The following is a 21,898-nucleotide window of genomic DNA, read 5'->3' as shown; positions in this document are numbered from 1 at the left end:
ACGAAGTTGAAGGCGAGGGGTTTCTGGGAATCTTCCCGATCGGCGGGGCGTTCACCCCCCGACGTTGTGACGGACCAGGGTCTTCATGTCCTCGAAGATGTCGTGGTCGCTGCCGTCGCGGCCCTTGGCCTTGACCACGGCCACGGCCAGCGGGCCGCCCTTGGGGCCGCGGGCCTCGTAGCCGACGACCCGATAGCCGCTGGCGGCTTTGTCGCTGGCCAGGATCAGGGTGGCGCGCACCCCGTCGCCGCGCCGGCGCTGGCGGATCTGGGCGCCCTCGTCGGTGGCGTGGATGTCGACGTCGCCCTCTTCGTCGTCGCTGGACTTGACGCTGACATTGGCGTTGCCGCCGCTGGCGCGCTCGCTGACCGTCCGCGTCGTCCCGCCGTCGCGGACGGTGACGTTCTTGGCGACCTTGACCTCGGCCGTGTCGTCGTTGGCGTTGATGGTCAGGCCGCCGATCTTGATGTCGGCGCCCTTGTCGTGGGCGTCGATCCGGATGCCGGGCAGGCTGATCTTGGCGCTGTCGCCGCGGGGCTTGCCGCTGGTGGGAGGCGAGGGCGGCGGCGACTTGACGGCCGGCATCAGGGCCTTCAGCTCGGTCTCGATCGGCGCCAGGGCCGCCTCGGCGTCGCCGCCGTTCAAGGCCACCAGCTTGAGGGTCACCTCGGCGTTCTGGCCGGCATAGACGCAGGCCTGGCCGTCGGCGGCGGCGCTAACCCGGGTCAGCTCGCCCTGCCGGTCGGGGCAGTCCAGCCTGGTGATCGCCCGCAGCGGCTCGTGCTTGCCGTGCGGCTTGCGGTCCTTGTGGGCGACCTCGACCTTGGGTGAGCAGGCGGTCAGGGCGATCAGGCTCGTGGCGGCCAGCAGCAGCAGGTGTCGCATCAGAGGAATCTCCCGTTCGGCGCGAAACTGGGCTGGCGGCGCGCGGAAATCCAATGAAATCGCGGTAAGGGCCTCATACGGTCGGCGGCTTCACCTGGGCGTCGATGGCGCCCAGCAGGTCGGCGGCCAGGCGGCGGACCGTCGCGACGTCGGCGTCGGAATAGGTCACGCGGAGCTTGGCGAACCAGGGGCCGATCTGCATCAGCCACAGGCCTTCGTTGCGGCCCTCCTTGTCGCGCCAGAACCGGCCCTGGCGACGCGGGCCGCCTTCGGAGGCGGGATAGGGATCGACCGCCTCGCCCACCGGGGGCGTGTGGGCCTTGGCCTGCTCGACATAGATGTCGAACACGCGGGTCAGGGTGTACTGGGCGGGCAGTTTCGTCAGGTAGAGGGTCGCCGTCGCGGTCGCGGGGGACGCCGCGTAGCCGCAGCTGACGTCGCGGCCGCCCTGGGCGGCGTCGTAGACGGTCAGGCGGTCGCGCTTGAAGCCGTCGATCGCGACGGGGCAGGTGAAGCCCGAGGCCTGGTGCAGGGCCGCGCCGTCCGGCTGCTCGCGGAAGCTCTGGTTCTGCGGCGTGGCGCTGACGGCCGGCAGGCCCGGCCGGGAGCCGGGCAGGGGCGTCGCGCCGGGCGTGGACTTGGGGCCTTCGTAGGCGTCGGCCTGGACGTTGACCTGGATCCTTTTGGTCCGCTCGTCGCGGCTGACCAGCGGCGGCAGCCGGCCCTGCAGCGCCGCGGCGACATCGGCCTTGAAGGCCTGGCCGTCGGGAACGGATGGATACAGGCGCAACGCCGAGGCGCCCGTCTTGGTCGAGATCCCCAGCACGTAGCTGGCCTTGGCGGAAGGGGCCGGACGTTTCTCGAGTTCGGCCATGACCGCGGCGGTCATGTCGGCGAACGGGGCGACGAAGAAGATCGGCGCGTCGGGACTGGCGGTTCGCGCCATCAGGACCGGCGAGGTGGCCGTGGTCTCGAACAGCGCGTAGGTCGCACCGCCTGCCTTGAGCCCGGCCTCGTCGCACTTGGGCTTGGCCTTCAGCAAGGCCTTGCGCTGGAGCGCCTTATCGGCGATCGCCGGACCGAGGGAGATCAGGGTGACCAGGTCGCTCTGCATGTTGGTCGAGGGCAGGACGATCGCCTGCACGGGCGGTCGCGGCGGGCAGGCCTCGCGCGCCGCGGCCGGAGTCGTCGCCATGGCCAGGCCAAGCGTTGTCCAAGCCCAGGATCTCATATCGCGCGCTTCCCAACCTGACTCAAGGTTGGCCGAGCCAAGAGCGTACGTCCAGATACAATCTTTCGGCGAGCGTCTACTGCCCCGGCCGGAGCCCAGAACCCTCGCGACGGGCCAGGAAGGCCAAGCGCTCGAACAGGTGGACGTCCTGCTCGTTTTTCAGCAGGGCGCCGTGCAGCGGCGGGATCAGCTTGGTCGGGTCCTTCTCGCGCAGGACGGCCTCGTCGATGTCCTCGACCAGCAGCAGCTTCAGCCAGTCCAGCAGCTCCGAGGTCGACGGCTTCTTCTTCAGGCCCGGGACCTTGCGCATGTCGTAGAAGATCCGCAGGGCCTCGGCGACCAGCTTCTGCTTGATGCCCGGGAAGTGCACGTCGACGATGGCCTGCATCGTCGCCTCCTCGGGGAAGCGGATGTAGTGAAAGAAGCAGCGGCGCAGGAAGGCGTCCGGCAGTTCCTTCTCGTTGTTCGAGGTGATGATGATGATCGGCCGGACCTTGGCGGCGATCGTCTCGTTGGTCTCGTAGACGTAGAACTCGTTGCGATCCAGTTCCTGCAGCAGGTCGTTGGGAAACTCGATGTCGGCCTTGTCGATCTCGTCGATCAGCAGGACGGGCCGGCTCGGGGCCTCGAAGGCCTCCCAAAGCTTGCCCTTTTTTATGTAGTTGCGAACATCCTTGACCCGCTCGTCGCCCAGCTGGCTGTCGCGCAGCCGCGTCACGGCGTCGTACTCGTAGAGGCCCTGCTGGGCCTTGGTGGTGGACTTGATGTGCCAGGTCAGCAGCGGCGCGTTCATCGCCTTGGCCACCTCGTAGGCCAGGACCGTCTTGCCGGTGCCAGGTTCGCCCTTGATCAGCAGGGGGCGTTCCAGGGCGACGGCGGCGTTGACGGCCACCTTCAGGTCTTCGGTTGCGACGTAATCGGCGGTGCCTTCGAAGCGCGAGCTCATGCGGTTTCCTGACGGCGACTCCGGCGAGCGCCTCGAACAGTTGTTCAAATCAGGGGCTAACCTACAGACCAACGGTCGGCCGGATCAAGCCGGCTTGTGGTCAATCCTCCTCGCTCGGCTCCGGCGGCTCGGACGCCGGCCTGCGGTGGCGGCGGGCGACCGATGGCGGATCGCTGGCCGGGAAGCTGTCCTCCAGCCCCTCTTCAAGCTGATCGTCGAGGTGTTCGGACGAGTCGTCGGTGCGGGGATCTGGCGTCGCGTGCGGCATGGTCGCTCTCCTGTCGCCTGGCGAGACCGGCGTCTGGTGGATCCAGCGGCGCCGAGGATCGCCCGGTCTTGAAGATCTCAGCTTTCCTTCGCGTAGCCGAGGGACTCGATGTCGTCCTCCGCCAGTTCGGTGGACTCGAAGTCCGCGGCGCTGTCGTCGTCGTCCGACACCAGATCCTCCGGATCCTCGTCGTCGCCGGCGATGGCGTCCAGCGGTTCGCGCTCGATGTCCAGGCCCTCGTCGTCGCGTTCGCCCTCGAGGTCGTCGTCGATGTCCTCGAGATCCTCATCGTCGAGCAGGTCGTCGACGTCCTCGTCGTCCTCGTCGTCCTCGTCCGCGTCGCCCTCGGCCTGGGTCACGTCGTAGACGTCGTCCAGTTCGTCGAAATTGGCGATGTCCTCGCCATCGTCGGTCAGGTTGGTTTCGTCCAGGGCCTCGGCGCCGTCCTGGTCGTCATAGTCGATGTCGGCGGGCATGGCGGGCTCCCTGAAGTCGAGGAGCGAGGGCGGCGCGCCCTCGCGGTCGCCGATTCAACCCGTCGTCCGCGGCGATTGTTCCGTCGGCCCGTCAGGCGAAGGGAAGGGCGTAGCCCTTGGCCAGCAGGCGCTGGGCCATCTCCTCGCGCCGGGCCGGCCAGTCCTGGGCCAGCAGGCCCAGCCCCACCACGTCGGCGGGCGCCCCGTCCTTGATCACGTGGTGGCGGAACAGGGCCTCGCGCTGGAACCCATAGCGCTCGTGCAGCTTCCAGACGCTCTCGTTGGACAGCAGCACCTCGCACCACAGCTTGTCGAAGCCCAGGATGCGGAACACGTATTCGATGACCCAGAACTCGATGTAGGAGCCGACGCCCAGGCCGCGCACGGACGGGCTGGCCAGGTAGTAGGCCCAGGCGCAGCGGCGGTTTCGGGCGTCGATGTCGGCCAGGTTGGCCAGGCCCACGGGCTCGCCGTCGACCTCTATCAGCCAGTAGCGCCGGCGGCGGTCGCCGGCCATGCCGTCGAACCAGCGGTCGTGCTCGGCCTGGCCGATCCGGTGGTCGGAATACATGAAGGCGGCCACGTCGGGACTGTTGCGCCAGTCCAGTAGCCTCTTGCGGTCGGATTCGGTCACGTCGCGCAGGACGACGGTATGCACGGGCTGAGTTGTCATACGCGGCGATCTCCCCCCAGGGCGGCCAGATCCGGCCGGCTCCGCACGAAGGCGCGCACATCGTCGGACGTGAAGGCCGGATTGGCGGCGTAGAGTCCGTCGTACACCGCGCGGACGAAGTCCAGGTCGTCGGGCCGGTCGACCGTCCAGCGCACCTCGCCCTCGTCCGCCGCCTGTTCCAGGCCTGCGATCTTGAAGCGGTTGGGGTGGCGGTAGAGGAACGGCGTGACGTGTTCGTGATCGTAGGGATCAACGGTCTGGTCGGCGGCGATCTTCAGCGCCACGGCCTCGAACACCTCGACGTCCAGGCCCTTGGCGAAACTGCGCCGGACCGGGGTGTTGGAGGTGTAGTCGGCGCCCGAACGCTGATGAAGGTCGAGGGTCTGGTCGATCAGGTCGGGATCGGCGAGCGGGCAATCGGCGGTCAGGCGCACCACCGTGCGAACCGGTCCGAAGGCCTCCATCGCGCCGATATAGCGGGCCAGCACGTCGTCCAGCGGCCCGCGAAACACCGGAACGCCGGCGGCGATCAGGCAGACGGCCAGCGGGTCGTCGCTGGCCTGGTGCGAGGTGGCCACCACGATCCGGTTCAGCCGCGTGGCGCGCTGGAGCCGCTCGATCTGCCTCAGGATCATCGGCTGTCCGGCCAGGTCGGCCAGGACCTTGCCGGGCAGCCGGGTCGACGACATGCGAGCTTGAAGGATGGCGAGCGGCAAGGGCGTACTCGAGATTGGGACGGGATCTTGAAACCCGAACACCGGCGTTCGTCTACCGCCGAAATGTGGTGCGCATCTGGCGAAGCTTGTGGATCAGCCGGCCGGGAAGCGTTCGCGCAAGGCGGCGCCCACCTCCTGCATGGTCGGAGTCCAGTCGTTGAAGTCCGGCGTGATGAAGCAGCGGGTCTGCGGATACCAGGGCCAGGTCTGGGCGCCCAGGCGGGTCCAGGACGAGGCTCCGGTCAGCATCCAGATCGGCGCCCCGCAGGCTCCGCCCAGGTTGGTGGTGGCGTTCGAGAAGCCGACGATCAGGTCCATGGCGCAGCACAGGGCGGCGACATCGTCCAGGTCCTGCTTCAGGTCGATGCCAGGCGGCCGCCAGATGTCGACGCCGAACTCCGCCTTGGCCAGGGCGATCTCCTCGTCGCAGTCGCCGTACTGCAGGTTGACGAAGGTGATCCCCGGCGTTTCCAGCACCGGCCGCCACAGCATGAAGGGCGAGAACTGGCGGGCGCGTTCGCCGGTCAGTTTCAGGCTCTTCCACAGCAGCCCGACCTTGGGACCCTTGGGCGCGTCCTCCAGCGTCCGCCGCCAGTGCGCCACCCGAACCGGATCAGCCTCAAGGAAGTTCCGCCGGTCGGGGAACGCGGCCACGCTGGGGCGGAAGGTTTCCAGCAGGTCGCCCATCGGGGTCCAGAAGTCGACGCCGCTCCAGTCCTCGATCTCGGGCGCCCCGCGATAGACTCGGCCCTCGTAGGAAACGGTCTTGTGCGGGAAGACGTCGGCCTTGGGGAACGAGCGCCTGAACAGCGGGACCAGCCGTCGCTCGACCGCCAGGGTCAGCTTGCCGGCGGGGCCCAGGGCCTCGATCACGTCCGGCAGCATGTTGGCGAACATGACCTCGTCGCCCAGGCCCTGTTCGGCGCAAATCATCAGCGACTTGCCGGCCAGGTCCATGCCCGGGCGCCAGCGGGAGGCCTCGATCGTGAAGCGCGGGGCCTCGACCAGATCCTTGGAGAAGCGGGCCTCGTAGGCCTTCCAGCCTTCCTCGACCCGGCCCAGGGCCAGCAGGATGGTCGCCCGGCCGAACTGCATGGTCGCCAGATCCTCAGGCGATTCGACCGCGGCGATGGCCAGGTCGCAATCGGCCAGGGCCCCCGCGACGTCGCCCAGGTCGAGCTTGGCGTAGGCGCGGTTGTGGTAGGCCTTGCCGAAGTTCGGGGCCAGCCGCAGGGCCTCGTCGAAGAAGGTCAACGCCGTCCTGCCGTCGCCCAGGCTGCACATCACCGTGCCCAGGGTGTTCCACAGCAGCGGCTGTTCGGGATTGTCGTTGATCGCCGGGCGCAGGACTTCGATGGCCTCGTCGCAGCGGTTGAGGTCGCGCAGGGCGCAGGCCAGGTTGTTGACGCCTTCCAGGTCGCCCGGGCGGGCGTTGATGTAGTGCATGAAGAACTTGGCGGCGATTTCCGGCATGTCCATGCGGAACGCCAGGCGCCCCAGGTCGCCGGCCACCGCGCCGTGGTCGGGCAGCAGCTTGAGCGCCGCCTCGTAGCAGCGCATCGAGCCGGCGAAATCGCCGATCTTCTCGCGGGCGATGCCCAGGACGTGCCAGGCCACGCCCAGCTTGTCGTCCCGCTCCAGGGCCTTCAGCGCCAGCTTCTCGCCTTCGGCGAAGTCGCGGTTCTGCATGGCGTGGACGGACCGGGCCAGCAGCCGGGCGGTTTCCTGGTTGCGGACCTCGTTGGTCTGGCGGTCCAGCCGCGCCAGGGCCTCGGCCGAGGCCGCGTCGCCGGCCGTCGTCTTGAAGCCGAGGTTAACGGCCTGGGCGACCGCCTCCTGGGCGATGGCCAGCGCGCTGGCCGAGATCTGGGTGTCGCGAACGCGGGACATCATTGAGGCCTTGGCGATTTGAGAGAGTCATCCTCTGGGTCAGTATGCTTAATTGTATCCTAAGCTGCGTCCCACGGTCGCAGGCTTGGCAAGGGGACGTTAACCGCCTCCGCCTAGCTTCTGCTTCGAAACCGTCATCTCGGCGGGTGGGGCGACACAGCAATGCGAGAGGGAGCGGCCCTGTGCCATTGAAGCTGTCGCTGAAACCCGGCGAGAAGTTCGTGCTGAACGGCGCGGTGGTCCAGAATGGCGACCGCCGCGGCGTGCTGGTGCTTCAGAACAAGGCCTCGGTGCTGCGTGAGAAGGACATCATGCAGCCTGACGAGGCGACCACGCCGGCGCGCCGGATCTATTTCCCGGTCATGATGATGTACCTGGACGAGTCCGCCGCCGAGCGTCAGTACGAAGAGTTCGCCACCCGCCTGACCGAATTCATGGGCGTAGTGCGCAATCCCGACGTGCTGAGCGACTGCATCGCCATCTCCAAGCATGTGATGGCGCGCGAGTACTACAAGGCGCTCATGCTGAGCCGTAAGCTAATCGAATACGAAGATCAGAGGTTGGGGCATGTCTCTTAGGGCCTATCAGCAGACGGCGACGCGGACCGAAAACCCGCGTGAGATGGAGTACCGTCTGTTCGGTCAGGTGACGCGCGCGCTGATGGCGGCGTCCGAGGCTCCGGCGGACGACATCGCTACGCGCATCGACGCCCTGGACTGGAACCGCCGCGTCTGGTCGGCCCTGGCGACCGACTGCTCATTGCCGGAGAACACCCTGCCGGTGCAGCTGCGCGCCAGCATCATCTCGCTCAGCCTCTGGGTTGGCCGCCACTCCAGCGCCATCATGCGCAAGGAGGAGGATTTCGAGCCGCTGATCGAGATCAATCGCATGATCATGCAAGGCCTGGCGGGCCGCGCCGACGCCGCCTGATCCAGGCGGGGAGGGCGCTTCCGCCCCTCCGGCAAACCTTTCCGGAAAAACCTGCCGCCCGGCGAATTCTGCATTCGCCGGGCGGTCTCGTATTCGGCTTTGGGCTCGTAGAAATCGAATAAAATCAGAATTTTAGAAATTTCGCCAAGGCGGCGCCAACTGGCCCGCCGCTTGCGATGGGTTCTGCGGGCAAAACGCCCGACCGGCAAAACGCCGGGGCAATCCTCCCAAAATGGCGAGAACCATCATGCTGAACTCGATCAACACCAATGCCGGCGCCATGATCGCGCTGCAAAACCTGAACGCCACCAACTCGGAGCTCCAAAGCACCCAACAACGCATCAACACCGGCAAGAAGATCTCCAACGCCAAGGACAACGGCGCGATCTGGTCGATGGCTAAGATGCAAAGCGCGACGTCGAGCTCGTTGAACGCCGTGAAGGACTCGCTCCAGCGCGGACAATCGACGATCGATGTGGGCCTTGCCGCTGGCGACACCATCACCGACCTGCTCGGCAAGATGAAGGAAAAGGCCCTGGCCGCTTCCGACACCTCGCTGAACACCGCTTCGTTCAACGCCCTGGTCTCGGACTTCACCTCGCTGCGCGACCAGATCACCAAGGCTGTCACCAACGCTCAATTCAACGGCGTCAGCCTCGTGGACGGCACGACCTCCAAGCTGCAGTTCCTCAGCAACTCGGACGGTGTCGCCTACACGGTGAACGCCAAGACCCTGTCGCTGGTCGGCCTGGGTCTGACGGCGACGTCGACCTTCGCCAACGCGGCCGCGGCCAAGACGATGATCGCCACGATCACGACGGCCCTGACCACGGCGACGAACAAGTTGGCGAACCTGGGCACCAGCTCGACGGGCCTGGACATGCACCTGACCTTCACGGGTAAGCTGCAGGACAGCCTGGACGCGGGTGTCGGCAACCTGGTCGATGCGGACCTGGCCAAGGAAAGCGCCAAGCTGCAATCGCTGCAGACCAAGCAGCAACTGGGTGTTCAGGCCCTGTCGATCGCGAACCAGACGCCTCAGTCGATCCTTTCGCTGTTCAAGTGATCGGCGACTAGGCTTCAAGAAGCGATCAAAGCCGGACGGCCTGCGGGCCGTCCGGCATTTCTTTTTTCGTTCGTCGATTATCCGAACTCAACCTGAATTTGCCCGGCAGATTTTTCCCATCCGGTCCCGCACTGGGCAAATATTGCCGGGGAAAATCGTGGTAAATCAAAGTATAATGCAAGCCGTTCAAGGGGTTGCCGATTTCTGCCTACTGGGCAGTTTTGGCCCGATCTTTGCTGCCTAGTTCTCCGAGCAAAATGCTCCCGGCTGTCAAAATGACGTCGGAACCCTTGAATAGGAACTGTCGCGATGCCGCTGAATAGCATCAACACGAACGCTGGCGCCCTGATCGCCCTGCAAAACCTGAACGCCACCAACAGCGAACTTCAGGTCACCCAGCAGCGCATCAACACCGGCAAGAAGGTCGGTAACGCCAAGGACAACGGCGCGATCTGGGCGATGGCCAAGAACCAGTCGACCACCGCCAATTCCCTGAACGCCGTGAAGGACTCGCTGCAACGCGGCCAGTCGACCATCGACGTGGCCCTGGCCGCCGGCGACACGGTCACCGACCTGCTGGGCAAGATGAAGGAAAAGGCCCTGGCCGCTTCCGACACTTCGCTGAACACCGCTTCGTTCAACGCCCTGGTCTCGGACTTCAACAGCCTGCGCGACCAGATCACCAAGGCCGTCACCAACGCCAAGTTCAACGGCGTCTCGATCGCCGACGGCTCGACCACCAAGCTGGCCTTCCTGGCCAACTCGGACGGCACCCAGTTCACCGTCAACGCCAAGACCCTGTCGCTGGTCGGCTTGGGCCTGACCACCGGCTCGACCTTCGCCAACGCGGCCGCGGCCAAGACGATGATCACCACCATCAGCAACGCCCTGGGCACGGCGACCAACAAGCTGGCCTCGCTGGGCACCAGCTCGACGGGCCTGGACACCCACCTGACCTTCGTCGGCAAGCTGCAGGACAGCCTCGACGCCGGCGTGGGCAACCTGGTCGATGCCGACCTGGCCAAGGAAAGCGCCAAGCTGCAGTCGCTGCAAACCAAGCAGCAGCTGGGCGTGCAGGCGCTGTCCATCGCCAACCAGTCGACCTCGTCGATCCTCAGCCTGTTCCGATAGGAACGAAGAAGGAGGCGGGCTTGCAGTCCGCCTCCGCCTTTCTCTCGGGCTTCCGCCCGAGGGGAGGGATCACTAGAGGCGCCGCCGCGAACCGGCCGCGATAGGAGTCATGGAAAACAAAGTCGCGTTGACATCGATCCCGCCCGAGCCGTCCACGCCCGTCGTCGGCGCCGTCTCGACCGTCCCGGGTCATCCCGCAGGCGGTGTTTTTACCTCCGCGACCCGGGGAGCCGCGCCCGAAAAGCCCGCGCCCGTGGAGAAGTTCGTGGCGGCCGACGGGCCCCAGCCGGGAGACCTGCGCCTGGTGATCGAGCAGGACAGCAAGACCGGCACCTATATCTACAAGACGGTGGACCGTCGGACCGGCGACATCCTGCAACAGTTTCCACGCGAGGAGGTCCTGCGGTTTAAGCAGGCCGAGCACTACGACCCGGGCGAGGTCTTCGACGGCCTGACCTGAGCGCTGGCCATCGCAGTGCTCGCCGCGACCTGGCGTCGCAGGCGAAACATGGTTTACGTGCGTTAACCATATTCTTACTCCCTCAGCCCCACTTTCATGGCCGACCTGCTCGGCCGCCGAATCGCGTCCCGAGCCTCACTGGCAAGAACCGCCGTTCGGAGACCGTGATGACGCTGAGCGTGAACACCAATCAGCCCGCGCTGATCGCCCTGCAAAATCTGAACAAGACCAACGACGAGATGTCGGGCGTGCAGTCCCGCATCAACACCGGTCTGGCGATCTCCACCGCCAAGGACAACGCCGCCGTCTGGTCGATCGCCCAGGACCAGCGCGCCGATCGCTCGGCCCTGAGCGCGGTGAAGATGAGCCTCGATCGCGCGACCTCGATCACCGACGTGGCCCTGGCCGCCGGTGAATCGGTCTCCGACCTGCTGACCCAGATGCGCGAGAAGGTGGTCGCGGCCAAGGACACCTCGCTGTCGACCTCGTCGCGCACCGCCCTGAACGCCGACTTCCAGGGGCTGCTGAAGAACCTGACCCAGGTGGTCAACAGCGCCACCTTCGACGGCGCCAACATCCTCAACGGCAGCGAGCCGACCAACATCACCTTCCTGGCGGACGCCGACGCCGCGACGGTCATCACGCTGAACCTGCAGAACCTGTCGCTGGGCGGCACGATCAACACCCTGACGGCCACCGACAACATCAGCACCATGACCCAGGCGGCGGCGGTGCTGACCCGCCTGGACGCCACGATGACCGCCGTGAACCAGGCGGTCGGCTCGATCGGGTCGCAAGCCAAGCAGATCGACGCCCACAACACCTTCGTCTCCAAGCTCAACGACGTGCTCGAGACCGGCGTGGGCAACCTGGTCGACGCCGACATGGCCAAGGAAAGCGCGCGGCTGCAGGCCTTGCAGGTCAAGCAGCAACTGGGCGCCCAGGCCCTGTCGATCGCCAACCAGGCGCCGCAGATCATCCTGTCGCTGTTCAGCGGCGGCAGCTAGGCTTGACGCCCTCGGCGGGCTAGACTTTCCCGCACGATACTAGGGAGAATCGACCCGGCATGATCGAGCTTCGCGATCTGACGGACGCCGATGAGGCGATCCTGTTCCAATGGCGGGGCGAGCCGGAAGTCGATCGGTGGATGTCCGACGCGGCCTTTCCCAGCCGCGAGGCCCACGCCGCCTGGTTCCAGGCCCTGCGGTCCGATCCCGACATGCGCGGCTGGATGATCGTCCGCTCGGGCGAACCGTCGGGCCTGCTGACCCTGACGGGCCTGCTCAGCCATCACCGCCGGGCCGGATGGAACTGGTTCCTCGGTTCGGCCGAGGCGCGGGGCCGGGGCGTGGGGCGCGCCGCCCAGGTGCTGGGCCTGGACCGCGCCTTCGGCGAGCTGGGTCTGCACAAGGTGTTCGCCGAGGTCATGGCCGACAACGACGCGGCGCTGAAGGCCCAGGCGGCCTCAGGCTTCCGGCGCGAAGGCTATCTGCGCGGCCATGTCCTCAAGGACGGCCGGCCGCGCGACGTCGTCCTGCTGGGCATTCTGGCCGAGGAGTGGAGCGAGTTGCGCGGCGACGTCCGGCGCTCGCTGACCGACGCTCACCTGATCGCCGCCTGATTCACACGTCTTAACGAAACGTCAGCGTTCCTCGCCGACACTTGGAATCAAGGGGCGTCGCGTCCCGTTGGGACCCGCTGTGATCACTTTCGATTCCAGTCTGCTGCTCGGCTACTATCAGGCCAAGACCGCTGGCCTAGCCGCGAACGCGACCGCCTCGACCAGCGGTTCCTCCACCTCGCCCTCCTCGACTACCAAGGCAGTGCCTAGCGCGCCCTGGACCGGGCAGGCGACCGAGCCCAGCGATCTGGTCAAGGCCGCCCTGAACGGTCGCAAGTTCGTCGACGAGGGCGCGGCGGTCGCCGCCGCCCCGACGATCTCGGGCGACTACAAGAAGCTGTTCGCCGCCTACCAGGCGCTCAACACCCTGTCGGCCATCGCCAATCGCTCGGACGAGAAGGGCGTCACCGACAGCGAGATCAAGCGGTTGCAGGCGGTGTTCAGCAAAGGGCTGAACGAGGTCAACAGCTATGTCCAGAACCTCAGCACCGACGGCATGCGCCTGACGACCGGTGCGGTCATGACCAGCGACAAGTCGACCGTCGGCGTGCCCAAGAGCAACTACACCTACGTCACCAACAAGATCTACAGCGGCCAGGTCGACGACGAGGTGCCCGCCTTCAAGGGCTCCGTCAGCTTCACGATGAATGTCAAGAAGTTCGGCGTCTCCACCGACGTGGTCATGGACCTGTCGGAGATGGGCGCCACGCCGCGGACGATGGCCAACGTCGTCAGCTTCTTCAACGACAAGCTGGCCGCCGCCGGCTTCGACACCCAGTTCGCGGTCAACCGGACCGTGGGCGAGGAGCGCACCACCACCGTCAACGGCCAGACCGTCAAGCTGCCGGCCACCGGCGACGACTTCGCCCTGCAGGTGAAAGGCGACCTGACCGAGACCCTGACCTTCTCGGCCCCGGCGCCGAAGCCGGCGGTCTACATCACCACCGCCGCGGGCAATCCGGACCCGGACAAGAACACGACCACCGACGACGCGGTGATCGAGAACACCCTGACCAAGTACGGTCCCGGCGCGGGCGTCACGCCGGGCACCAAGGTGTTTTCCGACACGCTCGAGGGTACGGTCAGCACGGTCCACAAGACCATGACGGGCCCGGACGGCTCGCTCTACGTGCTGGCCGACATCGACGGCACGACCAGCACCCAGACCATCAAGGGCGACCAGGACGTCGCCCTGCTGAAGTACGACTCGTCGGGCAAGCTGCTTTACGCCCGCACCCTGGGGGCCTCCAACACCGCCACCGGCTACAACATGGCCATCTCCGACGATGGTCAGGTGGCGATCGCCGGTTCGGTGGCCGGCGGCCTTTCCGGCGCCGCGAACGGCCCGATCAACTCCGATTCCGACGGCACGGTCACCGACAGTTTCGTCACCCTCTACGACGACAAGGGCGACGAGACCTGGACGGTCCGCCGGGGCGGCATGCTGGAGGACGAGGCCACCGCCGTGGCTTTCGGCGACGACGGCGTCGTCTATGTGGGCGGCCGCACCAAGTCGGACATTCCAGGCTCGGCCACCGGCGCCACGGCTGGGGGCTACGACAGCTACCTGACCGGTTTCGCCACCGACATCTCCGGTACGCCCAAGGCGCTGTTCACCACCCACTTCGGCAGCGAGAACGACGACACGGTCGCCGGCATCGTCGTCAACGGCGGGCAGGTGGTGGTCGCCAGCAAGGAAGGCAGCGAGGCGATGCTTCGCAGCTTCGACGTAACGACCAGCGTCGTGACCGAGGACCGCACCTACCTGAACGACAAGGAGGTCTGGGTCACCGAACCGACCACCTATACCAAGGCGGCCACGTTCACGACCGGCGCCACGCGCGATCTGGGCACGCTGAAGGGCGGCGCCATCGCCGGCCTGACGATCGACAACGGCCAGCTCTACATTGGCGGCTCCACCACCAACGGCGCCCTGGACGTCAACAACCAGACCAAGGCGGCCTCCGGCGGTTCCGACGGCTTCGTGGCCCGGATGTCGCTGGACCTGACCGACAAGAGCCAGGACACCCTGGCCTATTATGGCGGGACGGGCGACGACACGGTCACCGGCATGGCGGTGTCCAACGGCCAGGCCTGGCTGGTGGGATCGGCCGGCAAAGACCTGGCGGGCCAGCCGACCGTCGGCGACAAGGACGGCTATGTCGCCCAGATCGACGTCGCCACCGGCGCGGCGACCTGGGAGCAGCGACTGACCGGCAAGGACGGCTACGCCACCGCCACCTCGATCGCGGTCGACGCCTCCGGCTCCAGCGCGCTGGACATCTTCGGCATCCCGCGCGGCGAGATGAAGTTTACCCAGACCGACAAGATCGTCTCGGCGACCTCGGCGCGGGCGGGGGACACCTTCCAGGTCCGCACCCGGGCGCGCGGAACCCTGACCACGATCAAGATCGCCGCCGACGACACCCTGGACACCCTGGCCGACAAGATCCGCAAGGCAACGGGTTTCGCCGCCAAGGTCGAGTTCAGCAGCGTCGGCAACAATCGCACCCTGCGGATCAGCCCGTCCCAGACCACCTCGACGGTCGAGATCCTGCCCGGCAAGGGCGGCACCGACGTGCTGGAGTCTCTGGGACTGAAGCCGGGCATCGTGCGCAACACCAAGACCGACCACGGCCAGACCGTATCATCTGACGGCAAGGGTCCGATCTACGGTTTCTCGCTGGACACCGGCCTGGACCTCACCGACGACGTTGGCCGCAAGGCCGCCGTGGCGGCCATGACCAAGGCCCTGTCGGCGGTGCGCACCGCCTATCGCGAGATGGCCGACACCGCCAACGGCGTGAAGCGGACTGACGCGACCGCGTCCTCCGGCCATGCCGACGGCCCGGTCCCGGCCTATCTGACCAACCAGATCGCCAACTACCAGGCCGCGCTGAACCGCCTGACCGGCGGCGGCTAGGGCGCTTCCGCGCCATCCTTCGAAGGTCTCCCGAGCCTTCTTCGCGGCCGGACTTGAAAGCGTCATCGGCGCGTCGTAGCCAGGGATCATGGAACTTCTCAAAGATCGACGCGTGTTGCTGGGCGGCGGCGCGGCCCTGGCCCTGATCGCGGGCCTCGGCATCGCCCTGGCCCTGATGCACGGCGCCAAGTCGCCGACCGAGGACCCGCCGGCTTCGCGCGCGGGCCTGATCGTCGAGACGGGGAGGGCCGACGACACCAAGCTCGACGCCAACCGCCCCCTGCGCTGCTTTGTCGGCGGCCAGTTCGTCGGCGAGACCACCCTGGCCGAGTGCGCCAAGAAGAACGGCGTGGCCACCGGCGCTCTCGATGTCGGTGTCGACGAGACCGGGGCTTTGGCCGCCGCCGACCAGGCCGGCCTGGTGCTGACGCCGCTGCCGCCCGTGGAGACGCCCGCCGTGCCGGCGCCCGCCGCGACGCCGACCATTTCGACCCCGACCGTCTCCAGCACGCCCCTGGCCGCCTGCTGGCGTTACGCCGGCGGCGAGTGGCGCAAGCTGCCCGGCGAGATCACCGTCAACGCCTGCGCCCAGCAGATCTCCAGCGGCAAGTGCGAAAAGGCCGGCGGCGCCACCTACGGGCGCTGGGGCGACGAGACCATCCGCCTGGTGCCGGGCAAGGTCGAATCCTCGTCCGACAACCGCACCTTCCAACCGATCATCGACCTGGGACCGGGCTGCTCCGTCCCGTCGGCCTAGAGAGAGAGCTTCAAGCCATGCGCCTTTCCGTTGTCGCCCTCTCGCTCCTCGTCGCGACCGCCGCCGTCAGCCTGACCGGCTGCGAGAAGCAGACCAAGGCCCCGTTCCAGGCCGGCGTCTGCCTGCACGTGATCGAGCAGAAGGATGGCACGCTGAAGTTCAATCCGGTGGCTCAGAATGTGCCCAGCCTCGAACTCTGCGCCGCCGAACTGGAGGGGATGCGCCTGCGCTTCGTGCGTCTGGGCAGCCCCAATCGCGAAATGACCGGCGCCTATCAGGGCAAGTTCATCTTCCTGCAGAAGGAAGGCATCTATCTGGGCGACACCTACGAGGGGGCCCGGTTCATGTCGCTGGTCCGCACGGGGGACGGTCGCCTGGCCGTGCCCGGGGCGATGCCACCGCAATAGGGCGCTGCAAAGCCGGGGATAACCTCAGGGCTCCACAGGAACATTCGAAGAACAAAGCTTGCTTTCGCCTTTAAGAACCCGTTAACGTCTGCACCAGATGCCGGCGCGTTGGGTCGCCGGGCGTGAACAGGAATCTTCCCCATGGCGGGCAGCGTCAACAAGGTCATTCTGGTCGGCAATCTCGGGGCCGATCCCGAAATCCGCACCCTCAGCTCGGGCGATCGCGTCGCCAACCTGCGCCTGGCCACCTCGGAAACCTGGCGCGACCGCACCTCGGGCGAGCGCAAGGAGAAGACCGAATGGCACCGGGTGGTGATCTTCAACGACAACCTGGTGAAAGTGGCCGAAAGCTATCTGCGCAAGGGCTCGACGGTCTATATCGAGGGCGCGATCCAGACCCGCAAATGGGCCGACGCCTCGGGCGTCGAGAAGTACTCCACCGAGATCGTGCTGCAGAAGTTCCGCGGCGAACTGACCATGCTCGGCGGCCGCGGCGACAACGCCGGCGCCTCGTCGGGCGGCGGCTATGACGAAGGCTACGCCGGCGGTGGCGGCAACTTCGGCGGCGGCGCGCCCCGCAGCCAGCCCAGCGGTCCGCGCGAGAGCTTCTCGGCCGATCTGGACGACGAAATTCCGTTCTAATTTTCCTCAGGAACGATGTTGTAAACAAGTGGCCGATCCCATTGGAATCGGTCACTTTTTTATTGCATCTGCCCAAGTTGAGTTGGTCGATCTGACGTGGGTAAAACCCACCAGGACCGACCGTAAATGAACGGCTCACACCACTGGCGAGTTCGATGAGATCACGCTCGACTGTCACGAGACCCTTCGCGACGGCGTCGCCGGCCAGGCGCGCCTGGCCGTGATGGCCGGCGGTTCACACCTGACGGTGAACGAAAAGCCTGCCCAGCATAACGCCCTGCTGCGCGGCTTTCTCGACGAGGCCTGAGGGCGTCGCGGCGGGGCTCGCCGCCGGCCGGCGACTGGCTTAGAGCTTCGGGCTCGACTCGACCCTGGCCAGCCGGTCGGCCATGCGCACCAGATCGGGCAGGGACTCGGCCTCCATCTTCTTCATCACCTGGCTGCGGTGGAGTTTCACGGTCGCCTCGGTGATGGCGGCGCGCTCGGCGATCTGCTTGTTGAGCAGGCCGGCCGCGACCAGCACGAAGATCTGACGTTCGCGTTCGGACAGGGTGGCGTAGCGCGTCGCCAGCGCCTGGTTGAGCTTGGCCTCGCCTCGGCGCTGTTGATCCTTGGCCAGGGCGCGGTTCACCGCCTCCAGGAGATCCTGCTCGCGGACCGGCTTGGTCAGGACGTCTATCGCGCCGGCCTTCATCGCTCGCACCGCCATCTGAACGTCGACATGGGCGCTGATCAGCACGACGGAGTGGGCCGCACCGCTCCGGGCCAGGGCCTCCTGGAACTCCAGGCCGCTGCGGCCTGGAAGCCGGATGTCGAGAACGATGCAGCCCGCGCGGTCGAGCTGGCCGCCATCGAGAAAATCCTGCACCGACGCGTAGATTTCGGTCACCAGGCCGACCGATTGGAAGAGCCCGCGCAGCGCTTCGCGCACGCTTTCGTCGTCGTCGATCACGACGACGAAGGGCTCGCTGTCCTTAGCGTGTGGAAACATGAACGCCGTGTCCTTCCGCCAAGGGCAGGGTGAAACTGAAGACGCCGCCACGCGCGCCGTTGTTGGCCGCCCAGATCCGGCCCCCATGGGCCTCGATGATCGAGCGACAGATCGACAGGCCCATCCCGATGCCTTGGGCCTTGGTGCTGAAGAAGGCCTCGAACAGGCGATTGGTGTCGTCGAGGACCAGCCCGGGTCCGGTATCCGTCACGGTGACCAGGGCTTCGCCCTCGCGCGCGTTGGCGTGGATGATCAGTTGCCGGGGACTCGCAGCCCCGCCGGCCATGGCTTCGACCGCGTTCATGGTGAGGTTGAGGATAACCTGCTGCAGTTGGGTCGTGTCGCCCAGGATGGCGATCGCGCCGTCCTCCAGATCGATCCGTGCGGAGACGCCGTGGCGTTTGAGCTCGCCGCCAAGCAGGTCGAGGACGGGCTGGACCACCGCCTCAAGGAGGACGCGCTCCATGCGGGGCGAGGACTTGCGCGCGAGATTGCGCAGGCTGGTGACGATGTCGCCCGCCCGGTGGCCGTCCCGGACGATCCGTTCGGCGGCCTGGCGAGCCATGGCGATGTCGCTCTGGGGGCCATCGAGCCAGCGCAGGCACGCCCCGGCGTTGGTGACCACCGCCATCAGCGGTTGATTGACCTCATGGGCGATCGACACCGCCAACTCGCCGATGGTGGTCATGCGCGTGACGTGGGCCAGATCGCCTTGGCTCTGACGCAGATCCTCTTCGGCCCGCTTGCGGTTTTCAATGTCGACATTGACCCCAAACCACTGGGTTAGGTTTCCATGCTCGTCGAAGAACGGGCAGGCGCGGATCAGGAACCAGCGATACTCCCCGTCGGCGCGGCGCAGGCGCAGCTCGGCCTCGCCGGGCGTCCCCGCGGCGATGATCTCCGCCCACAAGGCCATGACGTGGTCGCGATCGTCGGGATGGATGTAGTCGGCGAACTTGTAGCCCAGGACGTCTTCGAGCCGCGCGCCGGCATAGTCGAGATATTGCTGGCTCCAGAAGGTTGTGGCGCCTCGCGCGTCGGACGACCAGGTCAGGCCCGGGATCGAGGAGACGATTTGCTGAAGCTGACGTTCGCTGTCCCGTAGCGCCGCCTCGCTTGCGGCAAGGGCGTCCTGCGCCTCCTTCCTGTCCTCGATGTCGATATTGACGCCGAGCCACTCGGCGATCCGCCCGGCGCCGTCGAAGTACGGGCTCGCGCGAAACAGCATCCAGCGATAGCCGCCATCGGCGCTCCGCAGGCGTGCTTCATGCTCGTTCGCGCGCCCCTGAGCCAAGGCGACGGCCCAGGTCTCGAAGAGCCCCCCGGCGTCGTCGGGGTGAACGGCGTCGCGCCAGGCGCCGGCCAGGGCGCTCCCGGCGTCCATGCCGATATAGTCCAGGTACTGCTGGCTCAGGAACGTGACGGCGCCGTGCGCATCGGCCGACCAGACCAGGCCGGGAACGGCGTTGATGATGTGCTCCAGCCGCCGTTCGTTGTCGCGCAGCGCGGCTTCGCTGGCCTTGAGGGCCTCTTCGGTCCGCATCAGGTCTTCGATGTCGACATTGCACCCGAACCAACGGACCAGGCCTTGGGCGTCGGTCAGCTTGCGCCCCGCGAAGTAGAACCAGCGGTACTGGCCATCCGCCCCGCGGATGCGTCCCTTGAGCGCGGTCTGGTCGTTGTGCGCCACGTCCCGGGTCCAGATTTCCATCATCCCGGGTACGTCGTCGGGATGATAGAGGTCGAGGAAGCCCCACTCCAGGATCTTGTCGGCTGGCTCGCCGGCATAGTCGCGCCAGCTCTGGTTTATGAAATCGGCGCTGCCGTCCGGGCGGGCGGACCAGACCAGTACGGGTAGCGAATTGATGATCAGGTTGAGGTTCTCCTCACTGGCCAGCAGGGCTGACCGGGCCTCCTCGAGCGCCGCCTCTGCGCGCTTGCGATCCTCGATGTCCGCGCCGGCCCCATACCACTTGATGATGGCGCCGTCGGCGTCCAGCAGCGGGTTTTGCCGCAACACGAACCAGCGGTATTCGCCGTCGGCGCGCCGAATGCGCCCCTCGACGTCCCGCGGCTGCTTGGTGGCCAGAATCTCCTGCCAGGCGGCCAGCAGCCGGGCGGTGTCGTCGGGATGGAAGATCGGCCAGAAGCCTTGGCCGCTGATCTCCTCGGCGGTCCAGCCGACGTAATCGACGAAGTTCTGGTTGCAGAAGTCGATGAGCCCGTCGGGCGTCGTCGACCAGGCCATGGCCGGGATGGTGTTGATGATCAGGTGCAGGCGCCATTCGCTTTCCGCCACCGCCTGAGCAGTGGCCGGCCCGGCGCGCCGATCTTCCGGCGGCCGGCGATCGCTCAGTTCGCGCATTTCCCGACAGGCCAGGCTGGCTTGCGAGGCGGCGATCCTGAGCTTCGACTGCTCCTGGCCGTCCGGAAAGTCGGTGCGGCGGGAGCCGGCGAGAATCTCGCCAATGCCGGCGCTGACGCCCAGCGGGCATCGCACGACCCTCACCGGCTGGCCGTCCAGGTCGAGTCCTTCCGCGGTGTCGTCTGGGGCGCTCCAACCGTTCAGCGCCGCGCGGATCTGCTCGGGCGAGCAGATCGACTCGAAATCGGGCGTTACGCGCAGGAAGACGTGGGTCGTGTCGTTGAACCGCAGGCCGACGAAGTCCAGCGCGAGCATGTCGAGCAGGGTCTCAAGGACGCTCTGGGCGATCGATGTGGGATCCAGGCCTTTCCAGGTCTCGGGCAGGCGGCTCAGGCGTTCAAGGTCGCGGGGGAGCTGTTCCAGGGCCCAACGCTCGGTCGCCAGCGGCATGACGTGCGGAGGTGCCACGAGCAGCCCTTTGCCTTGTCTCTCCGACGTCCTGTCTCTCCGACGCAGCCAGCAGCCTAGCGTGATACCGGCGCTGCTTCCACCTCAACCAAGGTCTAGGCGCGTTCGACGATCGGCTAGGGTCAACCCTGTATGAGGCGGTTTCGCGGACCCGGAGCCTTCTGGTCAGGCGCGCGCCCGTTCCCAGCCTCGCCGCCCGGCGAGGCCTTCGTCTCAGGCCAAGGCCAGCGGGGCGGAGCCGACTAGACGAAGGTCGAGTCCAGCACGCCCTAGGACGATCGCAGCGCGACCATGGGCGAATTGAAGCGCGACGGCCTGGAGCGGTACCGTCGCTCGTCCAATGCAAAGGAGGGTGGCGTGTCGAACCGTTCGAAATCCGCCCGCCGCCGGAACAATGGCGACGGCGCGGTCGCGGCGGCCCCGGCGATCGGGCCATGACCCCGGCGCCGACCTTCGCCTTCGGCGCCTATCTCTTCATCCCCGGACGCCAGCTGCTTCTAAGGGACGGGGAGGCCGTTCGCGTCGGAGGCCGGGCCCTGGACCTGCTGACGGCCTTCGTTCAAAGGCCGGGCGAGCTCATCACCAAACGCGAACTGCTGAAAGAAGCCTGGCCGAGCACGACCGTCGTCGAGGGCAATCTCAAGGTCCACATCGCGGCCCTGCGCCGCGTGCTCGACGACGACGCGGACTCGGCCAGATACATCGCCACCGTGAACGGACGGGGCTACCGTTTCATCGCGCCGGTCGACACCGGCGAGATGCCGTCGGCGGCGGCGAACGCCTCTTTTCGACCGCTTGTCGGCGAGGTCGAGGGCGCGGCGCAGGACCCTGCGAGAAATTTCGAGGAGGTCATGGCGCTCCTGGCGCGCGCCATGCGGTCCACGGTTCTGGACGTGCCAGGCGATCCCATGAAGGACGCCGGCGCGGGCCCGCCGCGCCGGGTTCTGTTCATCGAACTGAGGTCGCACGACGAGGCCTGGATTGAGGAGGTGTTCGCCCAGCGTCTTGGCGGGATATCCGCGACGCGGTGAGCGTCGCGGATATCTTGGGGG

Annotated in this window: 22 protein-coding genes; 12 read left to right on the top strand and 10 right to left on the bottom strand. The window is 66.9% G+C overall.

The features are described from left to right. Nucleotides 1-51: 51 nt before the first annotated feature. From EV278_RS09890 to EV278_RS09860, 8 genes are all read right to left on the bottom strand, one after another. Complete coding sequence (locus EV278_RS09890) at nt 52-885, bottom strand: hypothetical protein (protein ID WP_132090074.1); 834 nt, start codon at nt 883-885, stop codon at nt 52-54. Nucleotides 886-958: 73 nt separating this feature from the next. Next, complete coding sequence (locus EV278_RS09885) at nt 959-2,116, bottom strand: hypothetical protein (protein ID WP_132090072.1); 1,158 nt, start codon at nt 2,114-2,116, stop codon at nt 959-961. Nucleotides 2,117-2,192: 76 nt separating this feature from the next. Further along, a complete protein-coding gene (locus EV278_RS09880) occupies nt 2,193-3,062 on the bottom strand; it encodes a MoxR family ATPase (RefSeq protein ID WP_132090070.1) in 870 nt (289 codons plus the stop codon). A 100-nt stretch (nt 3,063-3,162) separates the two neighbouring features. Further along, nucleotides 3,163-3,330 (bottom strand): hypothetical protein, encoded by a 168-nt coding sequence (locus tag EV278_RS23970; protein WP_165916591.1) that lies wholly within the window; start codon nt 3,328-3,330, stop codon nt 3,163-3,165. Nucleotides 3,331-3,407: 77 nt separating this feature from the next. Continuing rightward, a complete protein-coding gene (locus tag EV278_RS09875) occupies nt 3,408-3,806 on the bottom strand; it encodes a primosomal protein (RefSeq protein ID WP_132090068.1) in 399 nt (132 codons plus the stop codon). Nucleotides 3,807-3,897: 91 nt separating this feature from the next. Next, nucleotides 3,898-4,479 (bottom strand): UDP-4-amino-4,6-dideoxy-N-acetyl-beta-L-altrosamine N-acetyltransferase, encoded by a 582-nt coding sequence (pseH, locus tag EV278_RS09870; RefSeq protein WP_132090066.1) that lies wholly within the window; start codon nt 4,477-4,479, stop codon nt 3,898-3,900. Further along, complete coding sequence (locus EV278_RS09865; protein ID WP_132090064.1) at nt 4,476-5,195, bottom strand: glycosyltransferase family protein; 720 nt, start codon at nt 5,193-5,195, stop codon at nt 4,476-4,478. The genes pseH (EV278_RS09870) and EV278_RS09865 overlap by 4 nt, the downstream gene beginning before the upstream one ends. A gap of 93 nt (nt 5,196-5,288) precedes the next feature. Next, nucleotides 5,289-7,085, bottom strand: a complete 1,797-nt coding sequence (locus tag EV278_RS09860) for a tetratricopeptide repeat protein (protein ID WP_132090226.1) — start codon at nt 7,083-7,085, stop codon at nt 5,289-5,291. Nucleotides 7,086-7,267: 182 nt separating this feature from the next. On the opposite strand from EV278_RS09860, the gene flbT reads away from it, so the two are divergent. The 11 genes from flbT to ssb all read left to right on the top strand — a co-directional run bounded on the left by flbT (nt 7,268) and on the right by ssb (nt 17,022). Further along, on the top strand, nt 7,268-7,663 hold the full coding sequence (flbT, locus tag EV278_RS09855) for a flagellar biosynthesis repressor FlbT (protein WP_029589245.1): 396 nt from the start codon (nt 7,268-7,270) through the stop codon (nt 7,661-7,663). Then, entirely contained in the window at nt 7,653-8,015 is a 363-nt protein-coding gene (gene flaF / locus EV278_RS09850) for a flagellar biosynthesis regulator FlaF (RefSeq protein WP_029589244.1), read from the top strand. Before flbT ends, flaF begins: the two co-directional genes overlap by 11 nt. 244 nt (nt 8,016-8,259) lie before the next feature. After that, complete coding sequence (locus EV278_RS09845; RefSeq protein ID WP_132090223.1) at nt 8,260-9,081, top strand: flagellin; 822 nt, start codon at nt 8,260-8,262, stop codon at nt 9,079-9,081. 309 nt (nt 9,082-9,390) lie between these two features. Continuing rightward, nucleotides 9,391-10,212 carry a flagellin gene (locus EV278_RS09840; protein WP_132090061.1) on the top strand — a complete coding sequence of 274 codons (822 nt, stop codon included), beginning with the start codon at nt 9,391-9,393 and terminating at the stop codon, nt 10,210-10,212. Nucleotides 10,213-10,321: 109 nt separating this feature from the next. After that, nucleotides 10,322-10,672: a flagellar protein FlaG gene (locus EV278_RS24355; RefSeq protein WP_243692147.1), complete on the top strand. Its 351-nt coding sequence runs from the start codon at nt 10,322-10,324 to the stop codon at nt 10,670-10,672. Between the two features lie 167 nt (nt 10,673-10,839). Beyond that, nucleotides 10,840-11,679, top strand: coding sequence for a flagellin (locus tag EV278_RS09830; RefSeq protein ID WP_132090058.1), 840 nt, complete (start codon nt 10,840-10,842; stop codon nt 11,677-11,679). A 59-nt stretch (nt 11,680-11,738) separates the two neighbouring features. Then, entirely contained in the window at nt 11,739-12,293 is a 555-nt protein-coding gene (gene pseH, locus EV278_RS09825; protein WP_132090055.1) for a UDP-4-amino-4,6-dideoxy-N-acetyl-beta-L-altrosamine N-acetyltransferase, read from the top strand. 79 nt (nt 12,294-12,372) lie between these two features. Next, on the top strand, nt 12,373-15,216 hold the full coding sequence (locus tag EV278_RS09820; protein WP_132090052.1) for a hypothetical protein: 2,844 nt from the start codon (nt 12,373-12,375) through the stop codon (nt 15,214-15,216). Nucleotides 15,217-15,304: 88 nt separating this feature from the next. Next, nucleotides 15,305-15,973, top strand: a complete 669-nt coding sequence (locus EV278_RS09815) for a hypothetical protein (protein ID WP_132090049.1) — start codon at nt 15,305-15,307, stop codon at nt 15,971-15,973. Nucleotides 15,974-15,990: 17 nt separating this feature from the next. Next, nucleotides 15,991-16,380: a hypothetical protein gene (locus EV278_RS09810; RefSeq protein WP_132090046.1), complete on the top strand. Its 390-nt coding sequence runs from the start codon at nt 15,991-15,993 to the stop codon at nt 16,378-16,380. A 141-nt stretch (nt 16,381-16,521) separates the two neighbouring features. Further along, complete coding sequence (gene ssb, locus EV278_RS09805) at nt 16,522-17,022, top strand: single-stranded DNA-binding protein (RefSeq protein WP_132090043.1); 501 nt, start codon at nt 16,522-16,524, stop codon at nt 17,020-17,022. A gap of 346 nt (nt 17,023-17,368) precedes the next feature. Here the strand turns inward: ssb and EV278_RS09795 are convergent, their stop codons facing one another. Then, nucleotides 17,369-18,013, bottom strand: a complete 645-nt coding sequence (locus tag EV278_RS09795; protein WP_132090041.1) for a response regulator — start codon at nt 18,011-18,013, stop codon at nt 17,369-17,371. After that, a complete protein-coding gene (locus EV278_RS09790) occupies nt 17,997-20,846 on the bottom strand; it encodes a PAS domain-containing protein (protein WP_132090038.1) in 2,850 nt (949 codons plus the stop codon). Before EV278_RS09790 ends, EV278_RS09795 begins: the two co-directional genes overlap by 17 nt. Nucleotides 20,847-21,280: 434 nt before the next feature. Here EV278_RS09790 and EV278_RS09785 point away from each other — a divergent pair, with 434 nt between their 5' ends. Then, complete coding sequence (locus tag EV278_RS09785; protein WP_132090035.1) at nt 21,281-21,877, top strand: transcriptional regulator; 597 nt, start codon at nt 21,281-21,283, stop codon at nt 21,875-21,877. Nucleotides 21,878-21,898: the final 21 nt, after the last annotated feature.

Origin of the sequence: Caulobacter sp. BK020 (assembly GCF_004342605.1) — a bacterium.
In the GTDB taxonomy this organism is placed as follows: domain Bacteria; phylum Pseudomonadota; class Alphaproteobacteria; order Caulobacterales; family Caulobacteraceae; genus Caulobacter.
The sequence above is the reverse complement of the archived record's forward strand: the minus strand, read 5'-3'. Positions and strand labels throughout refer to the sequence as shown.